This window comes from Paenibacillus sp. WC2504, from assembly GCF_052682475.1.
Window position 1 is genome coordinate 4,266,591 of the sequence record NZ_JBQZFH010000001.1, and the last position, 24,570, is coordinate 4,291,160.

Genomic DNA, 24,570 nt, shown 5'->3' on the forward strand with positions numbered 1-24,570 from the left:
GTAGCGTGTTTATTTAAAATGATTATGACTAACTGCATCTGTATACTTGTTCGCATTGCCAAGCCATTCTACGGGGGTATGCCAATAAACACCAGTCATTCCCAAAACAAACAAAACGTCAGATCCATCCTACTTATTCTGAATCAAACCGATTCCATTTCCTACAGGATCAACTAAATAAGCAAGATAGAAGTTATCAAATTCCATCTTCTCTCTAACAACTTGAGCTCCCATTTCTACAGAGTTATGTATAGCTTCATCTATGTTATCAACTTGAATTTGAATTCTAATACCATGAGGATAATCGCTTGGTCCCTTAGAAATTCCGCCATGAATGCCAGGCTTGTCCTCATTTCCTGTTGTCACTGGAAGGTAACCCCAATTGGATGCGCCGATTTCCCAACCAAAAACAGTAGAATAGAAATTCGCCGCACGCTCAGGATCTTGACTATTCATTTCAAATAAGACAACTCGTCCCATTTCACTCATCCCCTTAATTTGGAATTAATATCCACATAATACCAAACATTTGTTCCCGTGTAAACACTAAATAACGCAACAGGAACTACAGGGTTAAAACACTCTAGTTCAGCGCAAATAACGCCCTGTAGTTCCTACCCAACGCACACTTCTCTCCACCATTCATTCTTGGTAAGAGTAAAATCCCTGCCCCGATTTACGCCCTAATCTCCCCGCTTTCACATATTTACGCAGCAGTGGACAAGGCCGATACTTGGAATCTTTAAAACCATCATAGAGAATTTCCATGATCGAAAGACACGTATCTAGTCCAATGAAATCCGCGAGCTCCAGCGGTCCCATCGGATGATTCATGCCGAGTTTCATCACTTTATCCACGGATTCAATAGAGGCTACACCTTCATATACGGTGAAAATGGCTTCATTAATCATCGGCATCAAGATCCGGTTAGAAACAAAGCCGGGGAAATCGTTCACTTCAACGGGTGTTTTTCCCATTCGCTGACTCAGCCCGTAAACAACCTCGAACACTTCCTGCGATGTCTCCAACCCTCGAATCACTTCTACGAGAGGCATGACCGGCACTGGATTCATAAAATGCATCCCGATAATTTGTTCCGGACGTCCCGTAACAGCTGCAATTTCCGAAATAGGAAGTGATGACGTATTCGTCGCCAAAATCGTATGAGGCGGACAAAGACTATCCAGCCTATGGAACAGCAAGACCTTCAACGCCATATTTTCAGATATGGCTTCGATAACGAAATCTGCTTGCTCCGCGTGCTCTACAAACTCAGTTGGTTGTATGCGGCTAACAATCTCCGCCATGCCTTCCGGGGTCAGTTTGCCTTTTTCAACATTTCGGCTTAACTGTTTGTTGATCGCCTGCATGCCCCTGTTCAGAAATTCCGAGGATGAGTCGTGCAGCAGCACCCGGAAGCCTGCAGCAGCAGCCACCTGTGCGATCCCGCTCCCCATTTGTCCAGCGCCAATGACCATGATGGTCTGTATGTTCATCGTCCCGCTCCCTCCAACCTCTTCATCCATCCACCCGAATGAGAATGGCATCACCTTGCGCAGCCCCGCTGCAAATTGCGGCAATTCCGTATCCGCCACCGCTTCTTCGTAGCTCATGGATTAAGGTGAGCAGAATCCGTGCACCGCTTGCTCCAATAGGATGGCCGAGCGCGATGGCCCCCCCTCCCACGTTAACAAGTTCCGGATTCCATCCAAGCATTTGTTCACTGGTCAGCAAGACCGCAGCGAAGGCTTCGTTCACTTCAAACCGGCTGATTTGATCCAGCGTGATGCCTGTTTGCCGCAACAGCTTCTGAATCGCTAACGCAGGCGTTGTCGCAATGTACGGCGCCTTCTCGCCAACATTCGCCGACCCGACAATCGTGGCAAGCGGGGTCACACCGTGAGCTGCTGCCTTCTCCTTTGACATCACGACCATCGCCGCCGCCCCGTCGTTAACGCCAGGGGCGTTTCCCGCCGTGATCGTTCCGCCTTTCACCAGTGCCGGCAACGCAGCAAGTTTCTCCAAACTTGTATCCGTTCGCGGACCTTCGTCTTCATCGACCAGCTTTGTTCCATGCTTTGATTGCACAACAATAGGCACAATTTCTTCCGCTGAGTAACCTTTTCTCCTCGCCTCAATCGCCAAAACATGACTGCGAAGAGCCCATTCGTCCTGCCGCTCACGACTTAAGCCGAATTCTCTGGCTACATCGCTGCCATGAACGAACATTTGGACATGTTCAAATGGGCAGAGCAAACCATCGTGAATCATTAAGTCAATGGTCGTCTGATTCCCCATCCGCGCCCCCCAGCGGGTGCTTGGCAGCAAGAATGGGGCACTGCTCATGCTCTCCATTCCACCGGCAATCATGCATTCGGCATCGCCGGAACGGATCATTTGATCAGCAAGTGTGACACTTCGCAGACCCGATGCGCATACCTTATTGATCGTTTCTGCCGTTACACGCCACTCTAGACCCGCCAAACGCGCAGCCTGACGCGCGGGATTTTGCCCTGCTCCCCCTTGCAGGACCATGCCCATAATGACAGCCTCAATCACAGACGGCTCAAGAGAAGAACGCTGCATCGCCTCCCGAATTGCAGTACCGCCAAGTTCGACTGCCGAGACATCCTTTAAGCCGCCGCCAATTTTCCCAAAAGGTGTGCGGGCACCTCCAACAATGACACTTTCCTTCATGCATTAATCCTCCTAAGGTGAAAAGCCTCAGTAGATCATAGTTTCCATATCATATTTTTCTAAATAATACTTGACGCGCTGCAAAAATCGACCGCAAATCATCCCATCGAGAATACGGTGATCAAACGAAAGGCAGATTGAGACCATGGATCGGATGGCAATCATTTCTTGAATCACAACGGGTTTCCGAACAATATTCTCAAAGGTAAGATTAGCCGCTTGCGGTTGCTGAATAATGGGATAAGAAAGCATCGACCCAATGGTTCCGGTATTATGAAAAGTAAACGTACCGCCTTGCATATCCGCCATTCGTAAAGTGCCCGCCTTTGCCCGCTTGAGTAAATCAAACAGCTCAAACGCCAAGCCAGCTATGGATTTGCGGTCCGCATGATGGAGGACAGGCGTAATCACAGCGTCCTCAGAGCCAACTGCGACGGAAACATGAATATGTCTTTTGACAGCAATACCTTCCGGGGTCCATGATGCGTTGATTAGCGGGAACTCCTTTAAAGCATTCACAATCCCTTTGATTACAAAAGGTGAGATTGTAAGCGGCAAGCCTTCTTTCAACAAGAAGGTTTCCTTCAGCTTTTGCCGCAAGTTGACGAGATTAGTAACATCAACTTCGATCATCAGCCAGGCATGGGGAATTTCGGTGACACTTTGCTGCATGCGGGAAGCAATTGCTTGTCGCATCGGGCTGATAGCAAGCAGTTGATCGCCTGAGAGGGTTGCACCTGATTCCTCGTTTTGCGACATAGCTACCCTCCTCTACAATTCCGCTAACTGGCGCATCGCATCCTTCACGGTATCTACACTCGGCAGGTAATATTTCTCCAGCGTCGGCGCCATCCCGACTGGGGGAACGTCGGGCGGTGCGCAACGCATGATGGGAGCATCCAGCTCATACAAGAGGTGTTCAGCCAACATAGCCGATATCTCTGCACCAATACCACCAGTTTTGTTATCCTCGTGGACAATTAGAACTTTTCCTGTTTTCGCTGCAGCTTCAAAAATAGCCGGTTTGTCAAGAGGATGCAGTGTTCGCAGATCAAGAAGCTCTGTACCGATGCCCTCTAACTCCAGTTCAGCCGCTGCTTTCATGGCATATTGAACGGATAAACCGTAAGCAATGACCGTAATATCCGTACCTTCACGTCGGGTTATTGCTTTACCGATGGGGACGGTATAATCATCCGCGGGAACTTCGTCCGATACGGAGAGATAACATTTTTTATGCTCGAAAAAGAGAACCGGATCGTCGTCACGAATTGCTGCTTTCAATAATCCCTTGGCGTCATAAGCTGTGGACGGAGCGACAATTTTGAGGCCCGGCGTCCCAAAAAACACCGATTCGGGACATTGTGAATGATACAACCCCCCGCCGCCTGTGGCGCCGTAAGGTGCACGAATGACAATCGGGCAATGCCAGTCATTATTGGAGCGATAACGAATCTTGGCAGCTTCGCTAATGATTTGATTGGCTGCTGGAAATATGAAATCGGCAAATTGAATTTCTGCAATCGGCCTCATACCGACCATCGCCGCCCCAATTGCGACGCCTACGATGGCTGATTCAGAAAGCGGCGTATCGAGCACCCGCAGCTCGCCGAATTTATCGCGCATGCCTTTCGTGGCGTTCAGGACACCCCCTTTTCCGATATCTTCACCTAATACAAAAACGTTATCATCCCGCTGCATTTCCTCCGACATCGCTGAACGAATAGCTTCCAAGTAGGTTATGATCGGCATCTCAAACATCACCCCCATCTTCCGCGTACACATGCCGAAGTACATCCTCCGGAGCCGGAAATGGTGATTTTTCAGCGTATTTTGTGGCTTCATTCACTTCTTTGGCAATATTCTCTTGCAAGGCGCGATCCAAATCCTCACTAAGTACGTCACTTTCCATTAAATAACGCCGGAACCGTTGAACGCCTTCCTGATCTTTGTGGTAATCCACTTCTTCCTTCGTTCGATAGAGCATATCGTCGTCGGCGGTGGAATGAGGAGGAATTCGATACATCATTGCTTCAATTAATGTGGGACCATAGCCACGAACGGCACGCTCTCTGGCTTCTTTTACCGCACGATAAACTTCCAGAGCATCATTGCCGTCAACTCGTTGACCTGGAAAACCATACCCTGCTGCACGATCAACGACACGACCGGCAACCTGCCGATGGGCTGGAATAGAAATCGCATATTGATTGTTTTCGCATAGGAAAATCACAGGCAGCTTGAATACGCCGGCGAAATTGAAAGCCTCATGCACATCACCTTGATTACTCGAGCCTTCTCCAAAAGTTACGAATGCCACATGTTCTTCCTTCCTCATCAGAGCTGTGAGCGCAATGCCAACCGCATGCAGAACTTGCGTCGCTACGGGACTTGAGCCGGATACGATATGGTGCTTTTTATAACCGAAATGCCCTGGCATCTGCCGGCCCCCGTTAATATCCTCCGCTTTGAACAGCGCCGCCAACAGCAGTTCCTGGACCGTCATGCCGATTGTGAGCACAAAAGCATAATCTCTGTAATAGGGAAGGAAATAATCCTGCTGTTTATCTAAAGCGAATGCAGCCGCCACCTGTGCCGCTTCTTGACCGAAGCTGGAAATGTGAAAGGCCGTTTTGCCTGATCTTTGCAGCAGGGTAGCGCGTTCATCGAATTTTCTCGCTTTCAGCATGTAAGCATACATCTTCAGCACGTCATCGTCCGTTAAACCCAGCTGTTGATGCTTGAGCATGTGCTGAGAAGACATCGCCATTCCTCCTCTTCTGTTCATTACATGTTTCTGCGATACTGCCCGCCGACTTGATAAAGCGCACGTGTAATTTGCCCAAGACTCGCAACTTTGACAGTTTCCATTAATTCCGCGAAAATATTTCCGCCTGAGAGCGCCACCCCCTGAAGTTTCTGCAAAGCCGCTGGAGCTGCTTGTTGATTTCGATCAAGAAATTCCCGAAGATGGGTAATTTGTTGGTTTTTTTCGGCTGTTGATGCCCTCGCAAGCGGAATATCCATGTCCCCCTCAGGTGGATTAGGATTCAAGAATGTATTGACGCCAATGATCGGCAAGTCTCCTTGATGTTTTTTCATCTCATAGAGCATCGATTCATTCTGAATTTTACCCCTTTGATACTGAGTCTCCATGGCACCGAGCACACCGCCACGATCACTAATGCGTTCCAGTTCTTGCAAGACAGCCTCCTCGACCAGATCCGTCAATTCCTCAATGATAAAAGAGCCCTGAAGCATGTTTTCGTTTTTAATAAAACCAAGCTCTTTCGTAATGATTAACTGAATGGCCATCGCTCGGCGAACCGACTCCTCCGTTGGCGTCGTTACAGCCTCATCATAAGAATTCGTATGCAGCGAATTGCAGTTATCCAGCAGCGCCATCAAGGCTTGAAGGGTCGTTCGAATGTCATTAAAATCCATTTCCTGCGCATGTAAAGAACGCCCTGAGGTTTGTATATGATATTTCAGCTTCTGGCTGCGATCGTTCCCGCCATACTTCATTTTCATTGCCGTTGCCCATATGCGGCGCGCTACCCGCCCGATGACGGTATATTCCGGATCTAACCCATTGCTGAAAAAGAAAGAAAGATTCGGCGCAAAGTCATCAATCGACATCCCACGGGACAAATAATATTCCACATATGTAAATCCATTGGCCAACGTAAAAGCGAGCTGAGAAATCGGGTTCGCCCCAGCCTCTGCGATATGATAACCCGAGATAGAAACCGAATAATAATTACGTACTTCCTGATCGATAAAATACTGCTGAATATCGCCCATCATTCGCAGCGCGAATTCCGTAGAAAAAATACAGGTGTTCTGTCCCTGATCCTCCTTCAAAATATCCGCTTGCACCGTTCCTCTAACCGATTTCAGCGTTGTCCAGCGAATTTCGGACGCCTCATCTATGGTTGGCTCTCTTCCACATTTCTGAACGAAACGCTCTATCTGATCGTCCATCGCTGTATTCATATACATTGCCAAAATGATCGGCGCAGGCCCATTAATTGTCATGGAAACAGATGTCATTGGATCACATAGATCAAAACCGGCGTAGAGCTTTTTCATATCATCCAACGTACAGATGCTAACGCCGCTTTCGCCTATTTTTCCATAGATATCCTGACGTTCATCGGGATCTTCCCCGTACAAGGTGACAGAGTCAAAAGCTGTGCTGAGACGTTTTGCTTGATCATTTTTGGACAAATAATGGAATCTCAGATTCGTTCGTTCCGGTGTGCCCTCACCTGCGAACTGACGTTTGGGGTCCTCGGCGGTACGCTTAAAAGGAAACACTCCTGCGGTATAAGGGAAATCTCCCGGCACATTTTCACGGTACAGCCATCGAATAATGTCGCCAGAATCTCTATATTTCGGCAAGCTGATCTTCGGAATATCCATTCCTGATAAGCTTGTCGTGGTAAGTTCCGTCACGATTTCCTTCTCCCGAACACGCGTAATGAACGTCTTGCCGCTATACTGTTTCTGACGTTCAGGCCACTGTTCAAGCATGCGGAGCGTATCTTTGTGCATTTGATTCTCACAATTCAGCTTAAGCGCATGAAGGGAAGCTAAACTTTCCTCCTGAGCATGCGCTGCAACTTGCGCTTGCCTAGTGGCAGCGATAGCTCCTTCGAGCCGGTAGCAGACACTCGCCAGTTCCGCTTCCTTTTCCGCAAAAGCATGATAGGACCGGATGCACTGTGCGATTTCACCGAGATATCGCGTACGATCCACCGGAATAATGACATGTGTTTTCGCATGTGCTGCCGAGCCGAATCCATCAATCGGCCATTGCAAAGAGCACTTGCGGTTCAACGTCTGAATGATCGCTTTAAATAACGTATCCACGCCAACGTCGTTAAATTGACTAGCCATCGTGCCATAGACAGGCATCGATTCATAAGGCTCAGAGAATCTGCCGTGATTTCGCTGCACCTGCTTCTTCACATCCCGAAGAGCATCTTCGGACCCTCGTCGATCAAATTTGTTAATCGCCACCAAATCTGCGTAGTCGAGCATATCGATCTTCTCTAATTGCGAAGGCGCGCCGAATTCGCTAGTCATGACATAGAGGGAGACATCCGCCAGTTTTGTGATCTGGTGATCGCCTTGACCAATTCCGCTTGTTTCGACAAGGATCAGATCAAAGCCCGCTTGCTGCAGAACAGCGATTGCCGGGCTAAGCGCTGCGGATAATTCGTTGCCCGATCCGCGTGTAGCCATACTGCGCATATACACGCGATCGGAATGAACAGCATTCATGCGTATCCGATCGCCAAGCAAAGCTCCCCCGCTTCGCTGTTTAGTTGGATCAACCGATAGAATCGCTATCGTCTTATCTGGATATTGCCGCAGGAAACGCTGGACGATTTCGTCCGTTAAGGAGCTTTTCCCCGCTCCTCCTGTGCCAGTAATGCCGACAATCGGGCATGCCGGCACCTGTGTCGGCGAGTTATGTTCAGGCGATTTGTCCGCTGTGTTATCACATGAGAGTTCTGCCATTGTTATACGCTGCGCCAGAGATCTGTGATCTTTCGCTGATTCAGTACCGTTAGCTCTATTCCTATCGGTAGCAACCGTACAGAAATCGCACTCCTTCATCATGTAGGAAATCATCCCTTGAAGCCCTAGCTCCCTGCCATCGTCAGGTGAAAAAAGGCGGGTAACGCCATACGCTTGCAGCCTTTTGATCTCCGACGGCAGGATGACGCCGCCCCCTCCACCAAAAACTTTTATGCTGGAGGCGCCTTTTTCACGCAGCAAATCGATCATATAAGAAAAAAATTCGACATGACCACCTTGATAAGAGGAAACGGCAATGCCTTGAACATCCTCCTGAATCGCTGCCTGCACAATCTCCTGAACCGACCGGTTATGCCCAAGATGAATCACTTCCGCTCCGCTAGCTTGCAGAATCCTCCGCATAATCGTTATGGACACATCATGGCCGTCGAACAAAGCGGAAGCAGTGATGAATCGCACTTTATGATTCCCTGATGACACCGCTGAACCTCCTCTCCTCGGATGACGGATGTGCACAAAAACCCCACCGACATTAGGATATCAGTGAGGCCTAGCCCTTCTCGGGCAAAATGGTTTTGGCAATTTTCCCATCCAGCGCTTCATATTCAAAGTAACGAATCGTATCGTACAGCTCGCTGCGTGTTTGCATGTGGTCTAGAAATTCTTTTTGTGTTCCCGTCGTCTGGATTTCCTCAAACACCCGCTCCATCGCCTTGGCCGCTACACGCAGCGAAGTCACCGGATAAATCACCATGCGAAATCCCCAGCTTTCGAACTGCTGCGCCGTAAAATAAGGCGTTCTTCCGAACTCCGTCATATTTGCCAGCAAGGGACAGGTCAATTCTTGGCTGAATCTGAGAAATTCCTCTTCTTTCTCCAGCGCCTCCGGGAAAATCGCATCTGCACCTGCAGCTACATACTGTTTCGCTCGAGCGATCGCCGCGTCCATTCCCTCTACACTTTTGGCGTCCGTTCGGGCAATAAGGTATAAAGATGGGGAAACGGTCTTGATCGTTTGAATTTTTTGCATCATCTCCTCAGGGGAAACCAGCTTTTTCCCGTTTAAATGGCCGCATTTCTTAGGCATTTCTTGATCTTCCAGTTGCACTGCTGCAACTTTGGCTTCCACCATCTCCTTCGCTGTTCGTGCTGCATTCAGAACACTTCCAAAGCCGGTGTCGATGTCAACCAACAGCGGGAGACCTGACGCGCGAACCAGTTCACGAGCGCGCTCCGCCACCTCGTTAGAGTAGATGAGGCCCAAATCAGGCAGCCCTCTGCTGGCTGTATAAGCGGCGCCAGAAAGATAGATGGCTTCAAACCGAGCTTGTTTGGCAATAAGAGCTGCCATTCCATCGTGAGCGCCGGGGATTTTGACAATGGGACCCGCTTCGACGAGTTGACGAAAACGAGCGGCTAACTCCCATTGCTCAGGTTCTTCTTCAATGAGCCATGCCATAGGAACCTCCTGCATGATCATGTTTCCTGTTTTTTTGTGCATACCATCGGTCAAATAACAAAAAGCGATAGGAAATCCTGACATGGCGTCTGAATGAAACGCTCATAGTCAAGCGTAAGGTCCAAAATGTCGTATGATTTTCTCCTAGGGAAGCGGGTCACAAGGTTCGTCTCGAATTTCTCTATCACCTTAGGCAGACCTTCTGTTCGCCGCCTGCGATGACCGATTGGGTATTCACAGACGACTTTCTCGGTTGAGGTGCCATCCTGAAAATGAATTTGCACCGCATTCGCAATCGAGCGTTTGTCCGGGTCCAGATAATCCTTACTGTACTGCTCCTCTTCCGTGACGATCATCTTCGCCCTAAGAGCATCAATACGCGGGTCTTTTGCGATGCTTTCTTCATAATGCTCAGCCGTCAGTGTTCCGTACAGCAGCCCGATGGCAACCATGTACTGCAAGCAATGATCCCGATCCGCCGGGTTAAACAAAGGTCCTTTTTTATCAATGATCCGGATGGCGGATTGATGGGTGGTAAGCGTGATAGACTTAATTTCCCCTATACGCTCATTTACCAAGGGATGCAGCTCTAGCGCGCATTCCACAGCTGTCTGCGCATGAAATTCGGCAGGAAATGATATTTTGAATAAAATATTTTCCATTACATAGGAACCCAGCTCTCGCCCTAAAGTCAGCTCCTTGCCTCGGAACAACACATCTTGGAAACCCCATGTTTTGGCCGAAAGCGCGGTTGCATACCCCATCTCACCGCCGACAGCCATTAAGGCCAGACGCACCGCGCGACTAGTCGCATCCCCTGCAGCCCAGGACTTGCGCGAGCCAGTATTAGGCGCATGCCTGTAAGTTCTTAAGCTGGCTCCATCAATCCAGGCATTCGAGAGCGCGCTGCACACCTCCGCCTTCGTTCCGCCAAGCATGGCAGTCGCTACGGCCGTTGACGCTATTTTTACAAGATGAACATGGTCTAATCCCACACGATTTAAACTATTTTCTAAGGCCAGCACGCCTTGAATCTCATGCGCCTTAATCGACATCGTAAGAATATCCTTCACGTAGAGCGGCATTTTGCCCTCTGCTACCCTGCTGCGGCTAATATAGTCGGCAAGCGCCACGATACAGCCTAGATTATCGGATGGATGCCCCCATTCAGCCGCCAACCACGTGTCATTATAGTCGAGCCATCGGATCATGCACCCGATATTGAATGCCGCATGCACCGGGTCCAATTCGTACCGTGTACCCGGAACTCGGGCGCCTCCAGGCAAACTCGCTCCCGGCACAATCGGGCCCAGATGTTTCGCACATTCCGGAAAACGCAGCGCCAGCAAGCCGGTTCCTAGGGAATCCAACAGCACATGCTGCGCAATGCGATACGCTTCTTCGCTTTCAATATGCGCGTTTAGTGTATAGTCGGCTATTTCTTCAATTAACGGGTCAAAAGTCATCTCCTTATCGGCCGAGTTCTCGAATCCGCTCATTTACACTGTCGTCCTTTCTGGCAAATGAATTTCCAGCCCTCAAGGATGTAAGTTACGAGGTCCTGTGTATAGGACACGAGGCCGGAATAGCCGATTATTTGCGTGCTGCTCCATTACATGGCTGCTGACGCCAATCGTACGGGCAGCGAGAAATACCGGAGTGAACAATTCAATCGGAATGCCGAGCAAATAATAAACAGGAGCTGCATAATAGTCCAAGTTCGGATGAAGATTCTTCTCGCGTTTCATGACTTCTTCACCAACCACACACATCGTGTACAGCTCAGGTTGATTTTTCTCTAACGAAAGCGCAGCTAACGCATCTTTCATCAACAACGCGCGCGGATCGGCTTTTTTCATATAAACCCGATGACCGAAACCCATAATGCGTTCCTTCCGAGCTAATTTGCTTAACATGAGCGTTTCCAAGTTGCCTTCCGAACCTGCCTCAAGCAGCATCTCCATGACAGCTTCATTAGCGCCGCCGTGCAGCGTTCCTTTCAATGAGGCAACTGCTCCGGTTAGCGCGCCGTACAGGTCGGACTGTGTCGAAGCAATTACCCTTGCCGCGAATGTCGAATTCGGCATTTCATGCTCACTGTAGACGATCAGAGATTGGTCGAAAATATCCTCTTCCATCTTTGAAGGTACTTGACCCGTTATCATGTACAAAAAATTAGCAGAATAGGATAAGTCTTTTCGAGGTTCTACGAACGTTTGTTTGGTCTTGGCTTGATAGCCATTTGCTACAATTTGCGGCACCTTTGCCAGCAACCTGATCGCTTTTCGCGTATTTGCCTCCTTAGAACGATCTTCAAGCTCGTCATCGTAGCTGGCCAAAGCTGAAATCCCCGTTCTCAGCACATCCATAAGGTTAGCTTGCTCTGGCAGTAAACGAAGGATAGAACAAATGTTCGATGTCAATCCATATTCATCTTTAATTCTTTCTTCGAACGATGATCGTTCATTTTCATTAGGCAGCACTCCCTCAAGCAATAGCCCTGCAACATCCAGATAGGTAACCTGTTGCGCAAGCTCGATGAGGTCATATCCGCGAACAACAATTTCTTCTTTCTCGACATCCAGATATGAAATTCCCGTTTCACTAGCAATAACGTTCTCCAGTCCAGGGTGATAGCTGTTACTCATCTCATCGCTCCCCTTTCTCTCTTCCTGCCGCGTTTAGTCGGCAAGCAGCATGCGGGAAATCACAATACGCTGAATTTCGTTCGTCCCTTCATAGATTTGTGTAACCTTAGCGTCGCGCATATAACGTTCAACCGGATAATCTTTCGTGTACCCATAACCTCCGAAAATTTGGACAGCTTCAAGACTGACAGCAACAGCCGTATCACTGGCAAAAAGCTTCGCTATAGCGGCCTCCTTCCCGTACGGCAAGCCCTTGCTTTCCTTCCACGCGGCTTGATAGGTCAGCAGTCTGGCAGCTTCAATCTTGGTAGCCATATCAGCCAGTTTAAAAGCAATCGCCTGCTGCTCCCCGATTGGCTTTCCGAACTGCTTGCGCTGTTTCGCATAGCTAATCGATGCCTCCATCGCCGCCTGGGCAATCCCGAGCGCTTGCGCGGCAATGCCGATTCGCCCGCCGTCCAGACTTCGCATCGCGATTCGGAAGCCCTCTCCCTCAACCCCGAGCAAATGTACTGCGGGCACTCGGCAGTTCTCAAAACGCAGCTCGAGCGTTGGCGAAGAGCGAATGCCCAGCTTTTTCTCCTTGTGGCCGAAAATAAATCCCTCAGTCCCTTTCTCCACAAGAAATGCGCTGCACCCGCGCTTCTTGTTCACTGGATCCGTCATAGCAAAAACGATATAGACATCCGCTTCCCCTCCATTCGTGACAAATAACTTGGAACCATTTAGCACATAATGGTCCCCGTCCTTGACGGCCATTGTTTTCATCGCTCCCGCATCAGAGCCTGAACCGCTTTCTGTCAAGCTGTAAGCGCCAAGCTTCTTGCCTTGAGCCAGCGGCCGCAAAAACGCCATTTTCTGCGCTTCCGTCCCGTATTTCGAGATCGCCCATGAAACTAATGACGTATGCACGGATAACATCACACCTGTAGAAGCGCAAGCCTTCGAGAGCTCCTCGACGACGATGGCATACGTCAAGAAATCAGATCCGATGCCCCCGTATACTTCAGGCCACGGGATTCCCGTCAGGCCAAGCTCGCCCATTTTATCGAATATGGTCCGATCGAATCGCTCTTCTTCATCCCTTTGAGCAGCCGTAGGTTCAATTTCGTTTTTGGCAAAATCCCGCACCATAGCACGAATCATATTCTGTTCATCCGTTAAGGACAGTTCCATATGACCGCCTCCTTCGACATGATCGCTATTCCTGCATGTTTAGCCGAGGATAAGATCGGTGATTTGCTTCTTCATGGGACAAGTTGTAACCGCTTCCAACAACATGTTTTATATATACACGCCTTTCCGAAGGCTTATACCTGACAGGCTATGAAATTACCCGAAAATGAAAAAACACCGCTATTTAGCGATGTTTCTTCTCAGGACTATCTTAATTTAATCGGCATTCCGCTTACGGAAGACTCCAATGCCGCTAAGGTAATGCGCAGCGTGATAGCCGCGTCGGCGTAATCTGTCAAAATCCGCGACCGGTCTCCGGTTTTGATCGCATGCAAGAACGCATCCGTTTCAATTTCATAAGGATTGAGGATGTTCTTATACTCCGTTGTTTGCGTACTTTCATGATTCTTTAAGTACCGATTTTGTTGAATTTCCAAAACACCTTGATCTGTAAACAGTTCCAATCCCGATCGATGACCGAAAGGCAGCATACACGTATTCGTGATTGACGCCACGGCTCCACCTGCGAGCTTCAATGTCACAGCCCCGACATCAGCCACTTCAACGCCGTCGTGCTTCGTATGCATGTGGCGCTGCGCATAAACCGCGTACACTTCTTCCACTTCGCCAACCAAATAGCGAACCAAATCCACAATATGTGTTGTTTGTTCGACAAATTGACCGCCGGACCCATTTTGCTTACGCCACCAATGAACACCCGGCATGTCTCCTAACCAACTGCCAACCGCCATTCCGACTTTGCGGGTTTCCAGCAGCTCTTTCGCCTTCTGCACAGTGTCCGTATATCGGATATGATAACCAACCGAGGTGATGATATCCCTGCTATTCACCTGCGCTTGGATGCGATTCACAGTTTCCATGTCCAACCCGATCGGCTTTTCAATCAGGAATGGGATATTTCGCTGGACGATGGCTTCTTCAATACTACCATGCGCCATAGGCGGTACACTTATGTATACGGCGTCTGGTTTAACCGTATCCAACATCATCTCTATCTCGTCAAAAGCTTGTGCGCCAGCGAATTTCTGCGCCATCTTCTCCGCCTTTGGCAGCGAAGAACCAAGAAAAGCAACGACTTGCGCATCCTCCCTGGCAGCTAACAAACTTGCATGCTTCTCAGCAAACCATCCTGTTCCGGCAATTGCAATTTTCAACATGTTGATATACGCCTCCTAGTGGCTCAAATTAGCATAGATTCCCATAAGACAAGTATATACGCAGATGACAATCTTTTCTCTACTAAATTTTTTCTGATAAAATTTTAATCGTAATGTTAGTAATTATCATGATTTGGGTATATGATAATGAAGTCTCTGTCGATTTTGGCAAGATCTTTCAAGGTCATCTGGCCAAAAGTATGGTTTAATGGATGTATCATGTTTTGAAAATTCCCTGAAAGGTAATTACTGACCATGAAAACTGCCTCATTTCTATTTCCGAAAGATAAAGTAGCCTTTATTAAGTCAACCTCTTCCATGAAGGAAGCAATGGAACAATTAGAGCAGCACTATTATACAGCACTTCCCATCGTCGATGAAGGCGGAAAGTACGTAGGTACACTTTCCGAAGGCGACCTGTTGTGGACGCTCAAAAATAAGCCTGGCGTAAGCTTTGAGAACATGGATGACATCCCGGTAAGCAGCATAAAAAAACATATTCGCAACGAATGTGTTTCCATTGATGCGTTTATGGAGGATATGCTGGCCAAAGCAGCCGATCAAAACTTTGTTCCTGTCGTCGATGACAAACAAATTTTCTTAGGTATTATCCGCCGCAAAGATATTATCGCTTACTATATGAATAACATTACGGATTAAAATGAAAAGGAACTGGAGGCTGTGCCTCCGTTCCTTTTTCTTTTTAAGGCAACTGCCTTAAATCTGTACATGTTTAAGATTGCTGCATAAAGTACAGTTATTTAGCTGTATCTTCATGAAATGCCATATTTTACTGTAAAAGGTGCAGGTAATTTCAAGGAAATCAACTATTTCGTTGGTTTCAACGAAAATTACCTGTACAAAATGCAGTTGATAATAATCATTCAGGTGACAGCTGCTGAATTTACTGTATTTTTTGCAGGTAATGGTAAGTCTTATCCTGACCTTCCTTGCCAAGCAGGATTAGTTAGTCAACATACGGAGCAACAAGCTTCCGAACACGCTCAATCCCTTCCCACATGTCGCCAGGTCCATCATAGACGAGTGTAAACGGTCCTTCATACCCTGCTTGCTTTGCAATCTCCATGCACCGAATGAACTCTTCTTCATCCGGAAATCCTTCGCTATCCGTTTGCGCTTTGGCATGGATGGATTCACTGTATGGAATCGTTTTGGCGAGCGCATCGAACTTGTCGCTTCCTTTGAAATTGCCATAATCGGATGTGAACCCTAGGACATCTTCGCATCTCTCTAGCAAAGCAAGGCAGTTATCTGCTACGGAAGTCAATGAGTGGAAGTTTTCCGTAACCACCCTAACGCCGCGTGAACCGGCATACTCGCCTAATTCTCGTATTGCATTAGCGGAACGCGTTAAGGCTTGCGCGTCTGAAGGCTCCGCATCGCCAGCAATCACACGAACTCTTTCTGCTCCTGCACGGGCGGCAATATCGATCCATCCCTTGATCCAAGCGATGTCCGAGGCTCTGCGATCCTCATCAGCGCTAGAGATATCGCCGTACTCGAGTAGCAGCGTGTAGAAGCGAACATTTGCTGTTTGGAACGATTGTTTCAATGCAGTAAGATACGCTGCGCTCGTTTCCGGAAAATGAAAATGGCAAACCTCCAAAGAGGCAAACCCTTTGTCGGCAAGCACAGCGGGAAGCTCAAGCAGTGTAAGATGTTCCGGTTGCTCTTGCGCAGCCGTGATTTGGGAGTGCGTAGATTCATCCCAGCGTGTCCAGCGTAATGGCCCCAGCAGTCGGTGCAAGCTCCAGCTCGTCAACGATAAAAATGGCATATTGTCAACCCTTCCCTAGCTCTATTTGGTCATATTTTACCAAATACGTATTGCTGAACACCATATGCCATCTCGCCGTCTCATCTCTTATTGTGCTGTTTTGTCCACTTCTTCCACAACCAGATATCCGTTGCCATCAGGATCTTGAAAATGGAAACAGGTTACACCCAACCTCTTTTCAATCCCCTCTTTCACAAGACCCCCTACAGAATGGACATGCGCAAGGGCAGCGTCCAAATCCGGCGATTCCATGATCATAATCGGATTCGTGCGAGTTTCTACTTGCAGCTGCTCAAAGTATTTACTTTGGGAATGACTTAGCCGATTATCGTCAATGAGCAAATGAGGGCCGCGATCCATCAGAATCGCTGGCAAATCGCCGAAACGCGGGTCTGAACCGGCGCTTTTCCCCACAAAAGCTTCATACCAAGCCGTCGTATCCTCAATATCATCGGTATGCACCAAGATGCGGCTAATTTTTCGCAAATGTGCATTCGTTGGCCTGCCCGGTTTTAGACCTAAGTCACGATTCGCTTTGCAAACCATATGAGAGTTTATATTAAAAACGGATATATATTCGTCAGTAAAAGCCTCTGTCAATACCGTATGAGGTCTATGCTCACAAAATTGATGGGCAGCATGGATATCATCGGCATCGAACATCACCGTCGGTGGAGACCCCCAGGTATTCCTGTCCAGAATGATTTCCGTTTCCTCCAAAGCAAAAATATAAATACCATGGGTGTCCTGATCAGGCTGAGGCACGATCGGGCGCTGAAACAAATTCGCATACCATTCAATAGCTCGTTTAAGATCGTGAACGGGAACAAATACGGCTGGCATAAAAGCATTAATCGGATGTGACATCTTCGTTTTCCTCCTTAGATAGTCGTTCAACTTATAGACACAGCGGCTGCGTAATTTCTATCACGCTCATTCCACAATAGATGCAATCATTTGGATGCCTTCTTTTTCGGCCTCCCAAGCGAGCCGTAGTTCCTCTCCAATCTTGCTCATTCGGCCTGCATGACTGCCACCATATCCGAATGGAAAGCTCGGATACAAGCGAGTAAACGATTCGCTGACTTGTGTATAGCATGCTGCCGCTTCGGCAAGCCGCTGCTTACGCCAATCATTGTTGCTGCTATTTGACAACTCGAGCAAATACTGAGCAGCATGATGCCGAGCTTCGGCTAAAATCGCCACTTGATAGGCATGTCCTTGCAGATCAAGCGAACCATCCTTTACCGCCTCCAGCCAGAGGCGGTAACCGTCAAGGCCGAAGGCATAGCCAGCAAGCGGAGGCTCTTTCCCTCTTGCATGATCAATAATCGCTCGCAGTGTGGCGTCCACTGTCTGAGAAGGCGCCACTCTCCCGCGAATACCAAGGACGAACAATGGCGGCTGATCAGCCTTTCGTCCCAACTGGTCATAACGGACAATCCGTTCCTCTCGGTTATGACCTAGATATAGGATTTTCTGCTCGTTGTCATCGTAGCCATATATAAACCCAAACTCATTACTTTGCATGTTCCAAATAATCGCAGGAACACCTTGGTCGATAGAACCATGAAGAATGGATAAGATATGAACTTGCTGTTCCGGCGTTAACGTCTTTCGTTGAGGACGTCCAAAGCAGGTCCCGTGAACGCCGAGCCGTTCTAGAATGCGATAGGCGGTGTAACTCCAGTCAAACGTTGAGATCCCTTGGGAATGACAGCTTTTCGCCACATTCAAACGGAATGCATCCCCTGAGATCCCCATCAGCTCCGTATGGGAAATGTGTTCCTCTCCTACAGTTCGAAGCGCTTCACCGATCATAACCGATAGAAATGCATAAGGCCGAGAAAACACCGGAAGTGGCAGCGTTCTGGCGGCTCTGTGACCACTCTTCTTCCGTACCTCCAGATAACGCTCGATTTCCTTGCGGAATCGCTCTTCATTCGCTTTCACCCGAGCGCGAGACAGCAAATTGTAAATATTGCTTGGTTTCATGCCGAAGCGGGCAGCCAGTTCTTCCGTCGTCGCATCATCAAATGCATTCGCGCTTAAAACCTCGCGTGCCTGCTCAGAAAGCGGGCGCATGGAACTGCGAATCAGATCTTCGCCTTCTTCCCGTTCCTGCCATGCTGTTGGACTGAACACTTCTCCCCCGCTGAACGCTTCCCAACCTGTTTCCGGTATATCCTCCGTAACATATTCGCTCCGGTTAGCAGCTCCACGAATCGAATTCATGGCGATACGGCGAACCATAACCCGAAACCACGTACCGAATTTCTCTTCATCTTTCAGAGCGTGTATGTTGTCTTTTACTTTGAGAAAAGCTTCCTGGACCACATCTTCCGCGAGAAAAGCATCGCGAACGACGGCTTGCGCCCACGATAAGGCAGCTGAACGATAGGCGCTGAGCAGCAGCTCAAAAGCAATCGGATCTCCCTCTTTGACGCGGCGAATAAGATCGGGCAAATCATTATGGTTCCCCACTGGCAACCTCCTGCCGTGTTTATTTCCCGTCTATATTCGCTAATAAAGACCGATTCTCCTACCTATTCGCTCGATAGCTGGATAGATTCCAGGATGGCCAAGTTTTGTTCTTTTGATCACTCATCACACGATCTATGGTTTGTTGAACAGAACTTAACTCGGGATGCTTCACCTGCAGTTCCTTCAAAGCGGGAACTACATCGGTTGAAAGTCTTCCCAAATATTCAAGGTCGATGACACCCGTTTTTTCATAGCGCTCCATGTTGTTAATAGCAATCCGGTGGTCGAGATTCATGTAGTTCATCACCAAATAAGCAAGTATGGCCGTCGTTATGTAGGCTCTGGACATCGACATCGTTTCTATCCAAATCCGGAAAAAAGCAAGGATAAACAAAATGCCAAGGAAGATCATAAACCCATGCACAAGCAGTCTCGTTTGCGTAAATCCATAAGCTTCTTCATAAAGCGAAAGCCTTCCATAAGCAGAGATTAGCATGACTATCGTGCAGGCTACCAACAAAGTAAGCAGCACTTTTCGGATTTTTTCTCCTAATGGACTGCTTGAACGAATCCAATGTAAACCAGGAAATAGCAGCGATACATTGATTAGAGCAACAACAACCAGCTCTGCGAAACCTCTGCGCGCATATTCCGCATACGCTACACCGGATGGCAGCAGGCCATCTGCAGCCCCGAATAAATAAGAAAACTGGATAATCGCAAACAGCACATAAACAACATTCACACATATAAGCAGCGTTCCTGCTGTGATTGGGTCAAGCTGCGCTTTGCTCCGGACTACGACTTCCGTAGCGGCAGCAGTTTCATCTTTCTGACTGTCGAATGGGTGCGATGCTTCAGTGAGTTTTGGGAAAAGCAGTCCCCACATATAACAAAAAGAGTAAATGCTAATCACAACCGCAAGAATGATTCGTCCTACACTTTCCCCTATGGACGCGCCACTGAACCATGTTGGAATCTCCGCGATCCAGGAAAAGAATATCTGGTCAGCTGAAGCTAACAACAGGGTGACGATAAACAGGATTGGCGCTGCCAGCAGCAGACCTGCCAAAACTTTTACGACTTTTCCCCAAGACGAATCTTTATGGTTACCTCCGCTTGGCAGCCATGCCTTCAACATTCCGAAAGGTACAGGAAGATACGTAATCGGACTGCTGATAACATGCCTAACCATGTCTTGCAAAAATGTGGCATGGTACCACGCATGTTTGCTATTCCTTGACAACACGACCGTTTGCATCACGATACAAAGCGGAAGAGCGATCATATTTAGCAGGTGAAAAAAACGGTTTGCGAACAAGGCATAGGTCAAGGCCAACAAACCAACCGGCACCATCAGCAACCACCCTGCCGTACTCTGCCCTTTCCATGGCTCAAATCCACCTAATCGGCCTTTTATCGAATAAAAATAAAGTCCATAGAAACCGGCAACGCTTAGAAAGACAGAAACACCTGCTGGTCGGCCGATAAATAAATATTGTACCAGCAGACCGAATAAACAAGCGTACGCTAACATGTAGCTATATTTTCTTTGCCATGGAGCTGGATCTCTCATTGAACTTTCTCTCCTTTAATCATAACGATATAGAATTGCAAGGAATTGATAATTCCTGCCTTTTATTGTAACCTTTAAAACAAGAACAAAAAGTGTAAGATTATTTTCGGAAATTTCATATTTTATGACGGAGGCACTTAATGAAAATTCGCAAGCATTATTTGACACTTCGACATGCCTTTCCACAGCTTCAAGAAGAGTCTCCGCTGGAGACAACGCTCGAAGAGCTTGCTGCACAGTTAGATTGCACACATCGCAATATGGTGCTACTACTTAAGCGAATGCAGCAAGAACAGTGGCTCACCTGGCAACCCAAAAAGGGCCGCGGCAATCGCTCGACCCTCATTTTTCATATGCGCAAAGAGCAATTACTTTTGGAAGAAGCCAAACAGTTCGTGGCTAAGCAAGATTTGCAATCTGCTCTTGGACTGCTGCAATCAACTGAACATTCCTCTCACTTACGAGAGCAGTTCCAAGATTGGTTGTCTGGTCAATTCGGCTTTCGTTCCGAGCTTCAGGGTGATCGCCGATCGGATGTGCTGCGCTTTCCTCTGACTCAAACCATCCATGCGTTAGATCCCGCTGCCATCCATTATGCGGGGGAATCTCATCTGGTGAATCAGCTATTCGACGGTCTCGTCCGGATGGATTCGAAGGGGGAGCACATCGTGCCTCATTTGGCGCATGCATGGGAAGTTGATGAAACAAGAACCGTTTGGACGTTTTATCTCCGAAAAGGCGTGCGCTTTCACCATGGGCGCGAAATGTCCGCCAGCGACGTGAAATATGCGCTGGAAAGGCTTCGGCGCTTAGCGCCACGCGGACTGTACAGCTGGGCTTATGCAGGAATCGAGCAGATTTCATGCCCGAATGAGACGACCGTTGTTATCCGCTTAGTAGAGCGCAACGAATTGTTTTTGGGCTTCTTGAGCACGAATCGAGCTGCGATTGTTCCTGAAGATGCGTGTGAGGCAGCCGGAGGTTGGATGGGAACGAACCCTGTCGGGACAGGTCCTTTTCGCTTAGCGGGGCATGAGCACGGCATTTGGATTCTGGAGGCATTTCCTGCGTATTTTCAAGGCCGAGGTTTCCTGGATCGTGTCGAGGTGTGGACGCTGCCAGAGAATGAACATTTGTCTGACTCTACTCATAAGCTGCCTTTCCAAGTCATGCACAATGTACGAATTTCGGACATGGACGCTCAGCGCTGGCAGCAAGTGCGGCAATCGGGCATGACCACAAAATTCATGACCGTGAATGAGAGAAAAGAAGGCCCTTTACGAAATCCACTCATTCGCCAAGCGCTCAGTCTGGCATTAGATCAAGCTTATTTATTAGAGCAGCTTTCCGGGGATGTGATCGAATCGGCAAACTCTTTCTTTCCGAGGTCAGCTACAGAGGAACAAGAAGAAGTCCTTGCTCCCCTCCCTTATTCAACAGCACCAACAAGTTTTGAGCATTTGCTCTACACTGCCGGTTATCAAGGGGAGACGCTTACGTTAGCTACAATTCCGCAATACGAGCAGGATGCGCTTCTATTACAGAACATGTACGCTTTAGCGGGCATCACCCTCCAAATCATGCTCATTCCTGCTGAGCAATTCAATGGCGAACTGCGCATGTCGGCTGATCTTGTTCTCTTCGCCATTATGATTGACGAGCACCGTGAGCTGCGGCTTTACGATATGTACAAAAGCATGCAGCAGCATGCGGCGCCTGAAGTGCAGCGCTTGCTTGATGACAGCTTGCAGCTGCTCCGTAATGAAATCGACCCGATACGCAGAAAAACGCTGCTCGAGCAGTTAGAATCACAGCTCAAGCAGCGTTACAGCTTGCTTTTTCTATATCGGAAACATCTCAAAACCGCTTACCACCCGTCAATTCGCGGGATTTCGTTCGATTCCCTCGGGTGGGTACGATTTCGCGACATTTGGTTCACCTAAACAAACGCCCATTACAGACTATACGTCAGTGCTACGCCTGAAGGCAGCACATGTTCAATATGTTCACGAAGCGTTTCATTCGTGTGCATCTCCTCGCTAAAGATAGCGATAATCCCGCTATCTTCCCGCGTACGGATCAAGCGGCCAATCCCTTGTCTCAGTCTTAACAGCATGTAAGGAATGTCCACTTCCACATAAGCATTCGCGGCTGCTTCCCGTTTGGCCATAAACACAGGGTCTTGCGGTGGGAACGGAAGCGCCCAAATAATAACATTCGACAGTGATGGACCAGGCACATCAAGCCCTTCCCATAAACTTACCGCAGCAAGCACGCTATGTTCGTCGCCTTGGAAAGACGCAATGAGATGGCTGATTTCTTGATCGCCTTCAAATAGAAACCGCAGCTTCTCACACTCACTCCGCTTCAGAATCTCTTGCTTAAACCGCCGCAGCTCTTCATGGGTCGGGAATAGAATTAGCGCCCGGCCCTCCGTTCTTTGCAGCAGCTTGACAGCTGCCTCCATTTTCTCCTGGAAATTTCCGCCGGAAGTCCATTTGGGTGCGAGCACTTCCATACGTTCTGCATAATCATACGGCGAGTCCACGGAGAACGATAAATACTTGTCCAATCCCAAGCTGTCCGCCACATAATCAAACGTTCCCTCTACGGATAACGTAGCGGAGGAGAACACGATTGGCATTTTGGCAGAAAACACTTGCTCTCTAAGCACTTCTTTCACCGTTCTTGGCATGACCACTAAGCTTAAACCCGTTATACTTTCCGTTGCCCAACAGATGAAAGCTTGATCGTGACGGAATAACGCCAGCGCTTTCTGCATCATTTCCAAATGCTCTTCGACAATTTTGAGCTGATAGTCATTCAAAGTGAACATCTCACTCTCAAAGACAAGCTCCTCTTCAATTTGTGATAAAATATCACACAATCGGTGAATCTCACGCAGCAATTGCTCATTCATCACAATCTGCTTGCGATCCGAGCCCGGGATTGGTCGGCAGCAGCTTTCCAGCACTTCGAACATGTATTCGCTTTGCTCAATAGCCTGGTCAATACAGACGGCTAATGTCTCGCGCACTTCCCCTTTTAACAACCGGACCACTAACTCTTCAAAAACCGTATGCTTTAGCTTGTAGGTCAAAGCTTTCTGCGCAGCCGACTCCATCAAATGTCCTTCATCGAAAACAACTGCACAATGCTCCGGCAATAGCGGCAACTGACCTTCCCGCTTCCGTCCCTCATACGTCCAAACATGTTCCATGTAAAAATCATGGGAGCAAATAATGAGATCAGCGGATTTCCGGTACGACTCTCGGGATAAGGTTTGACCGCAGCGGTGCCGTTTATCGCAGACGAAACAATCCTGATAAGCATCCCAACTGACACGTTCCCACTGCTCATCGTTCAAATTCGGGTAGTCTTTCCGATCTCCGTATGCATAAAAGGACTGCAGAGCCTCTCGTGTGTGGACAAAGTCAGGCAAACCAGCATGCAGATCACGGTATAAGCTTATATCTTCATGTCCAAATCGGGCTTCATCCAGCTTCTGAAGACACAGATACTGATCAGGTGATTTGGCAAGCCGAGCATCAATTACAAGATCCAAGTGCCGCATTAATTTGTCAATATCTCCGCCAGGCTTGACCAATTGCTCAATTAATGATTCGTCCGCACACGCGATGATGGCCGGTTTGTTCGTGAGTCTGGAATAACAAATCGCATATAACAAATAGACAAGTGTTTTCCCGGTTCCTACACCCGCTTCAGCAAAAATGGTTTGTTTCTCCGCAAAAGCCCGCTCCAGCTGAAACGCCATATAGATCTGTTCATCGCGAACTTCAAACCCTGCTTCGGGTAAAACCTCATAGAATAAATCAGCAATCCAGTCAGAAACCTGCTGCATGAATGGCTGTGAATGATCATAATCGAATGGATACCGTCCCACGTTACAAGCCCCCAAAAATAGAAATCTAATCAAACTTGTATTATCTCACTAACTAGATACAAAAGCAAAGAAAGATAGAAAAAAGCTTCATTCATCCCG

19 protein-coding genes are annotated in these 24,570 nt (G+C 48.2%); 2 read left to right on the top strand and 17 right to left on the bottom strand.

Going from position 1 to position 24,570, the window contains the following annotated elements; genetic code table 11:
* Positions 1-129: 129 nt before the first annotated feature.
* The 12 genes from ACUN27_RS19215 to ACUN27_RS19270 all read right to left on the bottom strand — a co-directional run bounded on the left by ACUN27_RS19215 (position 130) and on the right by ACUN27_RS19270 (position 14,709).
* Positions 130-480 (bottom strand): VOC family protein, encoded by a 351-nt coding sequence (locus ACUN27_RS19215; protein WP_315950197.1) that lies wholly within the window; start codon positions 478-480, stop codon positions 130-132.
* A 162-nt stretch (positions 481-642) separates the two neighbouring features.
* On the bottom strand, positions 643-1,497 hold the full coding sequence (locus ACUN27_RS19220) for a 3-hydroxybutyryl-CoA dehydrogenase (protein ID WP_326061423.1): 855 nt from the start codon (positions 1,495-1,497) through the stop codon (positions 643-645).
* Between the two features lie 22 nt (positions 1,498-1,519).
* Positions 1,520-2,698 carry an acetyl-CoA C-acetyltransferase gene (locus tag ACUN27_RS19225; RefSeq protein WP_445559434.1) on the bottom strand — a complete coding sequence of 393 codons (1,179 nt, stop codon included), beginning with the start codon at positions 2,696-2,698 and terminating at the stop codon, positions 1,520-1,522.
* A 27-nt stretch (positions 2,699-2,725) separates the two neighbouring features.
* A complete protein-coding gene (locus ACUN27_RS19230; RefSeq protein WP_315950191.1) occupies positions 2,726-3,457 on the bottom strand; it encodes a dihydrolipoamide acetyltransferase family protein in 732 nt (243 codons plus the stop codon).
* 12 nt (positions 3,458-3,469) lie between these two features.
* On the bottom strand, positions 3,470-4,450 hold the full coding sequence (locus ACUN27_RS19235) for an alpha-ketoacid dehydrogenase subunit beta (RefSeq protein ID WP_315950413.1): 981 nt from the start codon (positions 4,448-4,450) through the stop codon (positions 3,470-3,472).
* Position 4,451: 1 nt separating this feature from the next.
* On the bottom strand, positions 4,452-5,462 hold the full coding sequence (locus ACUN27_RS19240) for a thiamine pyrophosphate-dependent dehydrogenase E1 component subunit alpha (protein ID WP_315950190.1): 1,011 nt from the start codon (positions 5,460-5,462) through the stop codon (positions 4,452-4,454).
* A 23-nt stretch (positions 5,463-5,485) separates the two neighbouring features.
* On the bottom strand, positions 5,486-8,728 hold the full coding sequence (gene icmF / locus ACUN27_RS19245) for a fused isobutyryl-CoA mutase/GTPase IcmF (RefSeq protein ID WP_445559435.1): 3,243 nt from the start codon (positions 8,726-8,728) through the stop codon (positions 5,486-5,488).
* A gap of 70 nt (positions 8,729-8,798) precedes the next feature.
* Positions 8,799-9,707 (bottom strand): methylisocitrate lyase, encoded by a 909-nt coding sequence (gene prpB, locus ACUN27_RS19250; RefSeq protein ID WP_315950188.1) that lies wholly within the window; start codon positions 9,705-9,707, stop codon positions 8,799-8,801.
* A 50-nt stretch (positions 9,708-9,757) separates the two neighbouring features.
* Entirely contained in the window at positions 9,758-11,206 is a 1,449-nt protein-coding gene (locus ACUN27_RS19255) for a bifunctional 2-methylcitrate dehydratase/aconitate hydratase (RefSeq protein WP_445559437.1), read from the bottom strand.
* A 39-nt stretch (positions 11,207-11,245) separates the two neighbouring features.
* Positions 11,246-12,355 carry a citrate synthase gene (gene mmgD, locus ACUN27_RS19260; RefSeq protein ID WP_315950184.1) on the bottom strand — a complete coding sequence of 370 codons (1,110 nt, stop codon included), beginning with the start codon at positions 12,353-12,355 and terminating at the stop codon, positions 11,246-11,248.
* A 33-nt stretch (positions 12,356-12,388) separates the two neighbouring features.
* Positions 12,389-13,531 carry an acyl-CoA dehydrogenase gene (locus tag ACUN27_RS19265; RefSeq protein WP_315950183.1) on the bottom strand — a complete coding sequence of 381 codons (1,143 nt, stop codon included), beginning with the start codon at positions 13,529-13,531 and terminating at the stop codon, positions 12,389-12,391.
* A 206-nt stretch (positions 13,532-13,737) separates the two neighbouring features.
* Entirely contained in the window at positions 13,738-14,709 is a 972-nt protein-coding gene (locus tag ACUN27_RS19270) for a Gfo/Idh/MocA family protein (protein ID WP_445559438.1), read from the bottom strand.
* 255 nt (positions 14,710-14,964) lie between these two features.
* Between ACUN27_RS19270 and ACUN27_RS19275 the strand changes: the two genes are divergently transcribed.
* Entirely contained in the window at positions 14,965-15,369 is a 405-nt protein-coding gene (locus ACUN27_RS19275; protein ID WP_445559439.1) for a CBS domain-containing protein, read from the top strand.
* 307 nt (positions 15,370-15,676) lie between these two features.
* Here ACUN27_RS19275 and ACUN27_RS19280 read toward each other — a convergent pair whose 3' ends face one another.
* The 4 genes from ACUN27_RS19280 to ACUN27_RS19295 form a co-directional block, all read right to left on the bottom strand.
* A complete protein-coding gene (locus tag ACUN27_RS19280) occupies positions 15,677-16,507 on the bottom strand; it encodes a sugar phosphate isomerase/epimerase family protein (RefSeq protein ID WP_315950180.1) in 831 nt (276 codons plus the stop codon).
* Between the two features lie 87 nt (positions 16,508-16,594).
* The gene (locus ACUN27_RS19285; protein WP_315950179.1) at positions 16,595-17,374 is read right to left on the bottom strand and encodes a VOC family protein; all 780 of its coding nucleotides are present in this window, start codon (positions 17,372-17,374) and stop codon (positions 16,595-16,597) included.
* Between the two features lie 66 nt (positions 17,375-17,440).
* Entirely contained in the window at positions 17,441-18,991 is a 1,551-nt protein-coding gene (locus ACUN27_RS19290) for an RNA polymerase sigma factor (RefSeq protein WP_315950178.1), read from the bottom strand.
* A gap of 58 nt (positions 18,992-19,049) precedes the next feature.
* The gene (locus tag ACUN27_RS19295; RefSeq protein WP_315950177.1) at positions 19,050-20,567 is read right to left on the bottom strand and encodes a DUF4153 domain-containing protein; all 1,518 of its coding nucleotides are present in this window, start codon (positions 20,565-20,567) and stop codon (positions 19,050-19,052) included.
* 140 nt (positions 20,568-20,707) lie between these two features.
* Between ACUN27_RS19295 and ACUN27_RS19300 the strand changes: the two genes are divergently transcribed.
* The gene (locus ACUN27_RS19300; protein WP_315950176.1) at positions 20,708-22,510 is read left to right on the top strand and encodes an ABC transporter substrate-binding protein; all 1,803 of its coding nucleotides are present in this window, start codon (positions 20,708-20,710) and stop codon (positions 22,508-22,510) included.
* Positions 22,511-22,521: 11 nt separating this feature from the next.
* Here ACUN27_RS19300 and ACUN27_RS19305 read toward each other — a convergent pair whose 3' ends face one another.
* Positions 22,522-24,471: an ATP-dependent DNA helicase gene (locus ACUN27_RS19305; protein ID WP_315950175.1), complete on the bottom strand. Its 1,950-nt coding sequence runs from the start codon at positions 24,469-24,471 to the stop codon at positions 22,522-22,524.
* Positions 24,472-24,570: the final 99 nt, after the last annotated feature.

Bases quoted from the DNA above. Each gene is read 5' to 3' on its own strand.
- ACUN27_RS19215 (WP_315950197.1), bottom strand. From the start codon at position 480: ATGGGACGAGTTGTCTTATTTGAAATGAATAGTCAAGATCCTGAGCGT.
- ACUN27_RS19220 (WP_326061423.1), bottom strand. From the start codon at position 1,497: ATGAACATACAGACCATCATGGTCATTGGCGCTGGACAAATGGGGAGC.
- ACUN27_RS19225 (WP_445559434.1), bottom strand. From the start codon at position 2,698: ATGAAGGAAAGTGTCATTGTTGGAGGTGCCCGCACACCTTTTGGGAAA.
- ACUN27_RS19230 (WP_315950191.1), bottom strand. From the start codon at position 3,457: ATGTCGCAAAACGAGGAATCAGGTGCAACCCTCTCAGGCGATCAACTG.
- ACUN27_RS19235 (WP_315950413.1), bottom strand. From the start codon at position 4,450: ATGCCGATCATAACCTACTTGGAAGCTATTCGTTCAGCGATGTCGGAG.
- ACUN27_RS19240 (WP_315950190.1), bottom strand. From the start codon at position 5,462: ATGTCTTCTCAGCACATGCTCAAGCATCAACAGCTGGGTTTAACGGAC.
- prpB (WP_315950188.1), bottom strand. From the start codon at position 9,707: ATGGCATGGCTCATTGAAGAAGAACCTGAGCAATGGGAGTTAGCCGCT.
- ACUN27_RS19255 (WP_445559437.1), bottom strand. From the start codon at position 11,206: ATGAGCGGATTCGAGAACTCGGCCGATAAGGAGATGACTTTTGACCCG.
- mmgD (WP_315950184.1), bottom strand. From the start codon at position 12,355: ATGAGTAACAGCTATCACCCTGGACTGGAGAACGTTATTGCTAGTGAA.
- ACUN27_RS19265 (WP_315950183.1), bottom strand. From the start codon at position 13,531: ATGGAACTGTCCTTAACGGATGAACAGAATATGATTCGTGCTATGGTG.
- ACUN27_RS19270 (WP_445559438.1), bottom strand. From the start codon at position 14,709: ATGTTGAAAATTGCAATTGCCGGAACAGGATGGTTTGCTGAGAAGCAT.
- ACUN27_RS19275 (WP_445559439.1), top strand. From the start codon at position 14,965: ATGAAAACTGCCTCATTTCTATTTCCGAAAGATAAAGTAGCCTTTATT.
- ACUN27_RS19280 (WP_315950180.1), bottom strand. From the start codon at position 16,507: ATGCCATTTTTATCGTTGACGAGCTGGAGCTTGCACCGACTGCTGGGG.
- ACUN27_RS19285 (WP_315950179.1), bottom strand. From the start codon at position 17,374: ATGTCACATCCGATTAATGCTTTTATGCCAGCCGTATTTGTTCCCGTT.
- ACUN27_RS19295 (WP_315950177.1), bottom strand. From the start codon at position 20,567: ATGAGAGATCCAGCTCCATGGCAAAGAAAATATAGCTACATGTTAGCG.
- ACUN27_RS19300 (WP_315950176.1), top strand. From the start codon at position 20,708: ATGAAAATTCGCAAGCATTATTTGACACTTCGACATGCCTTTCCACAG.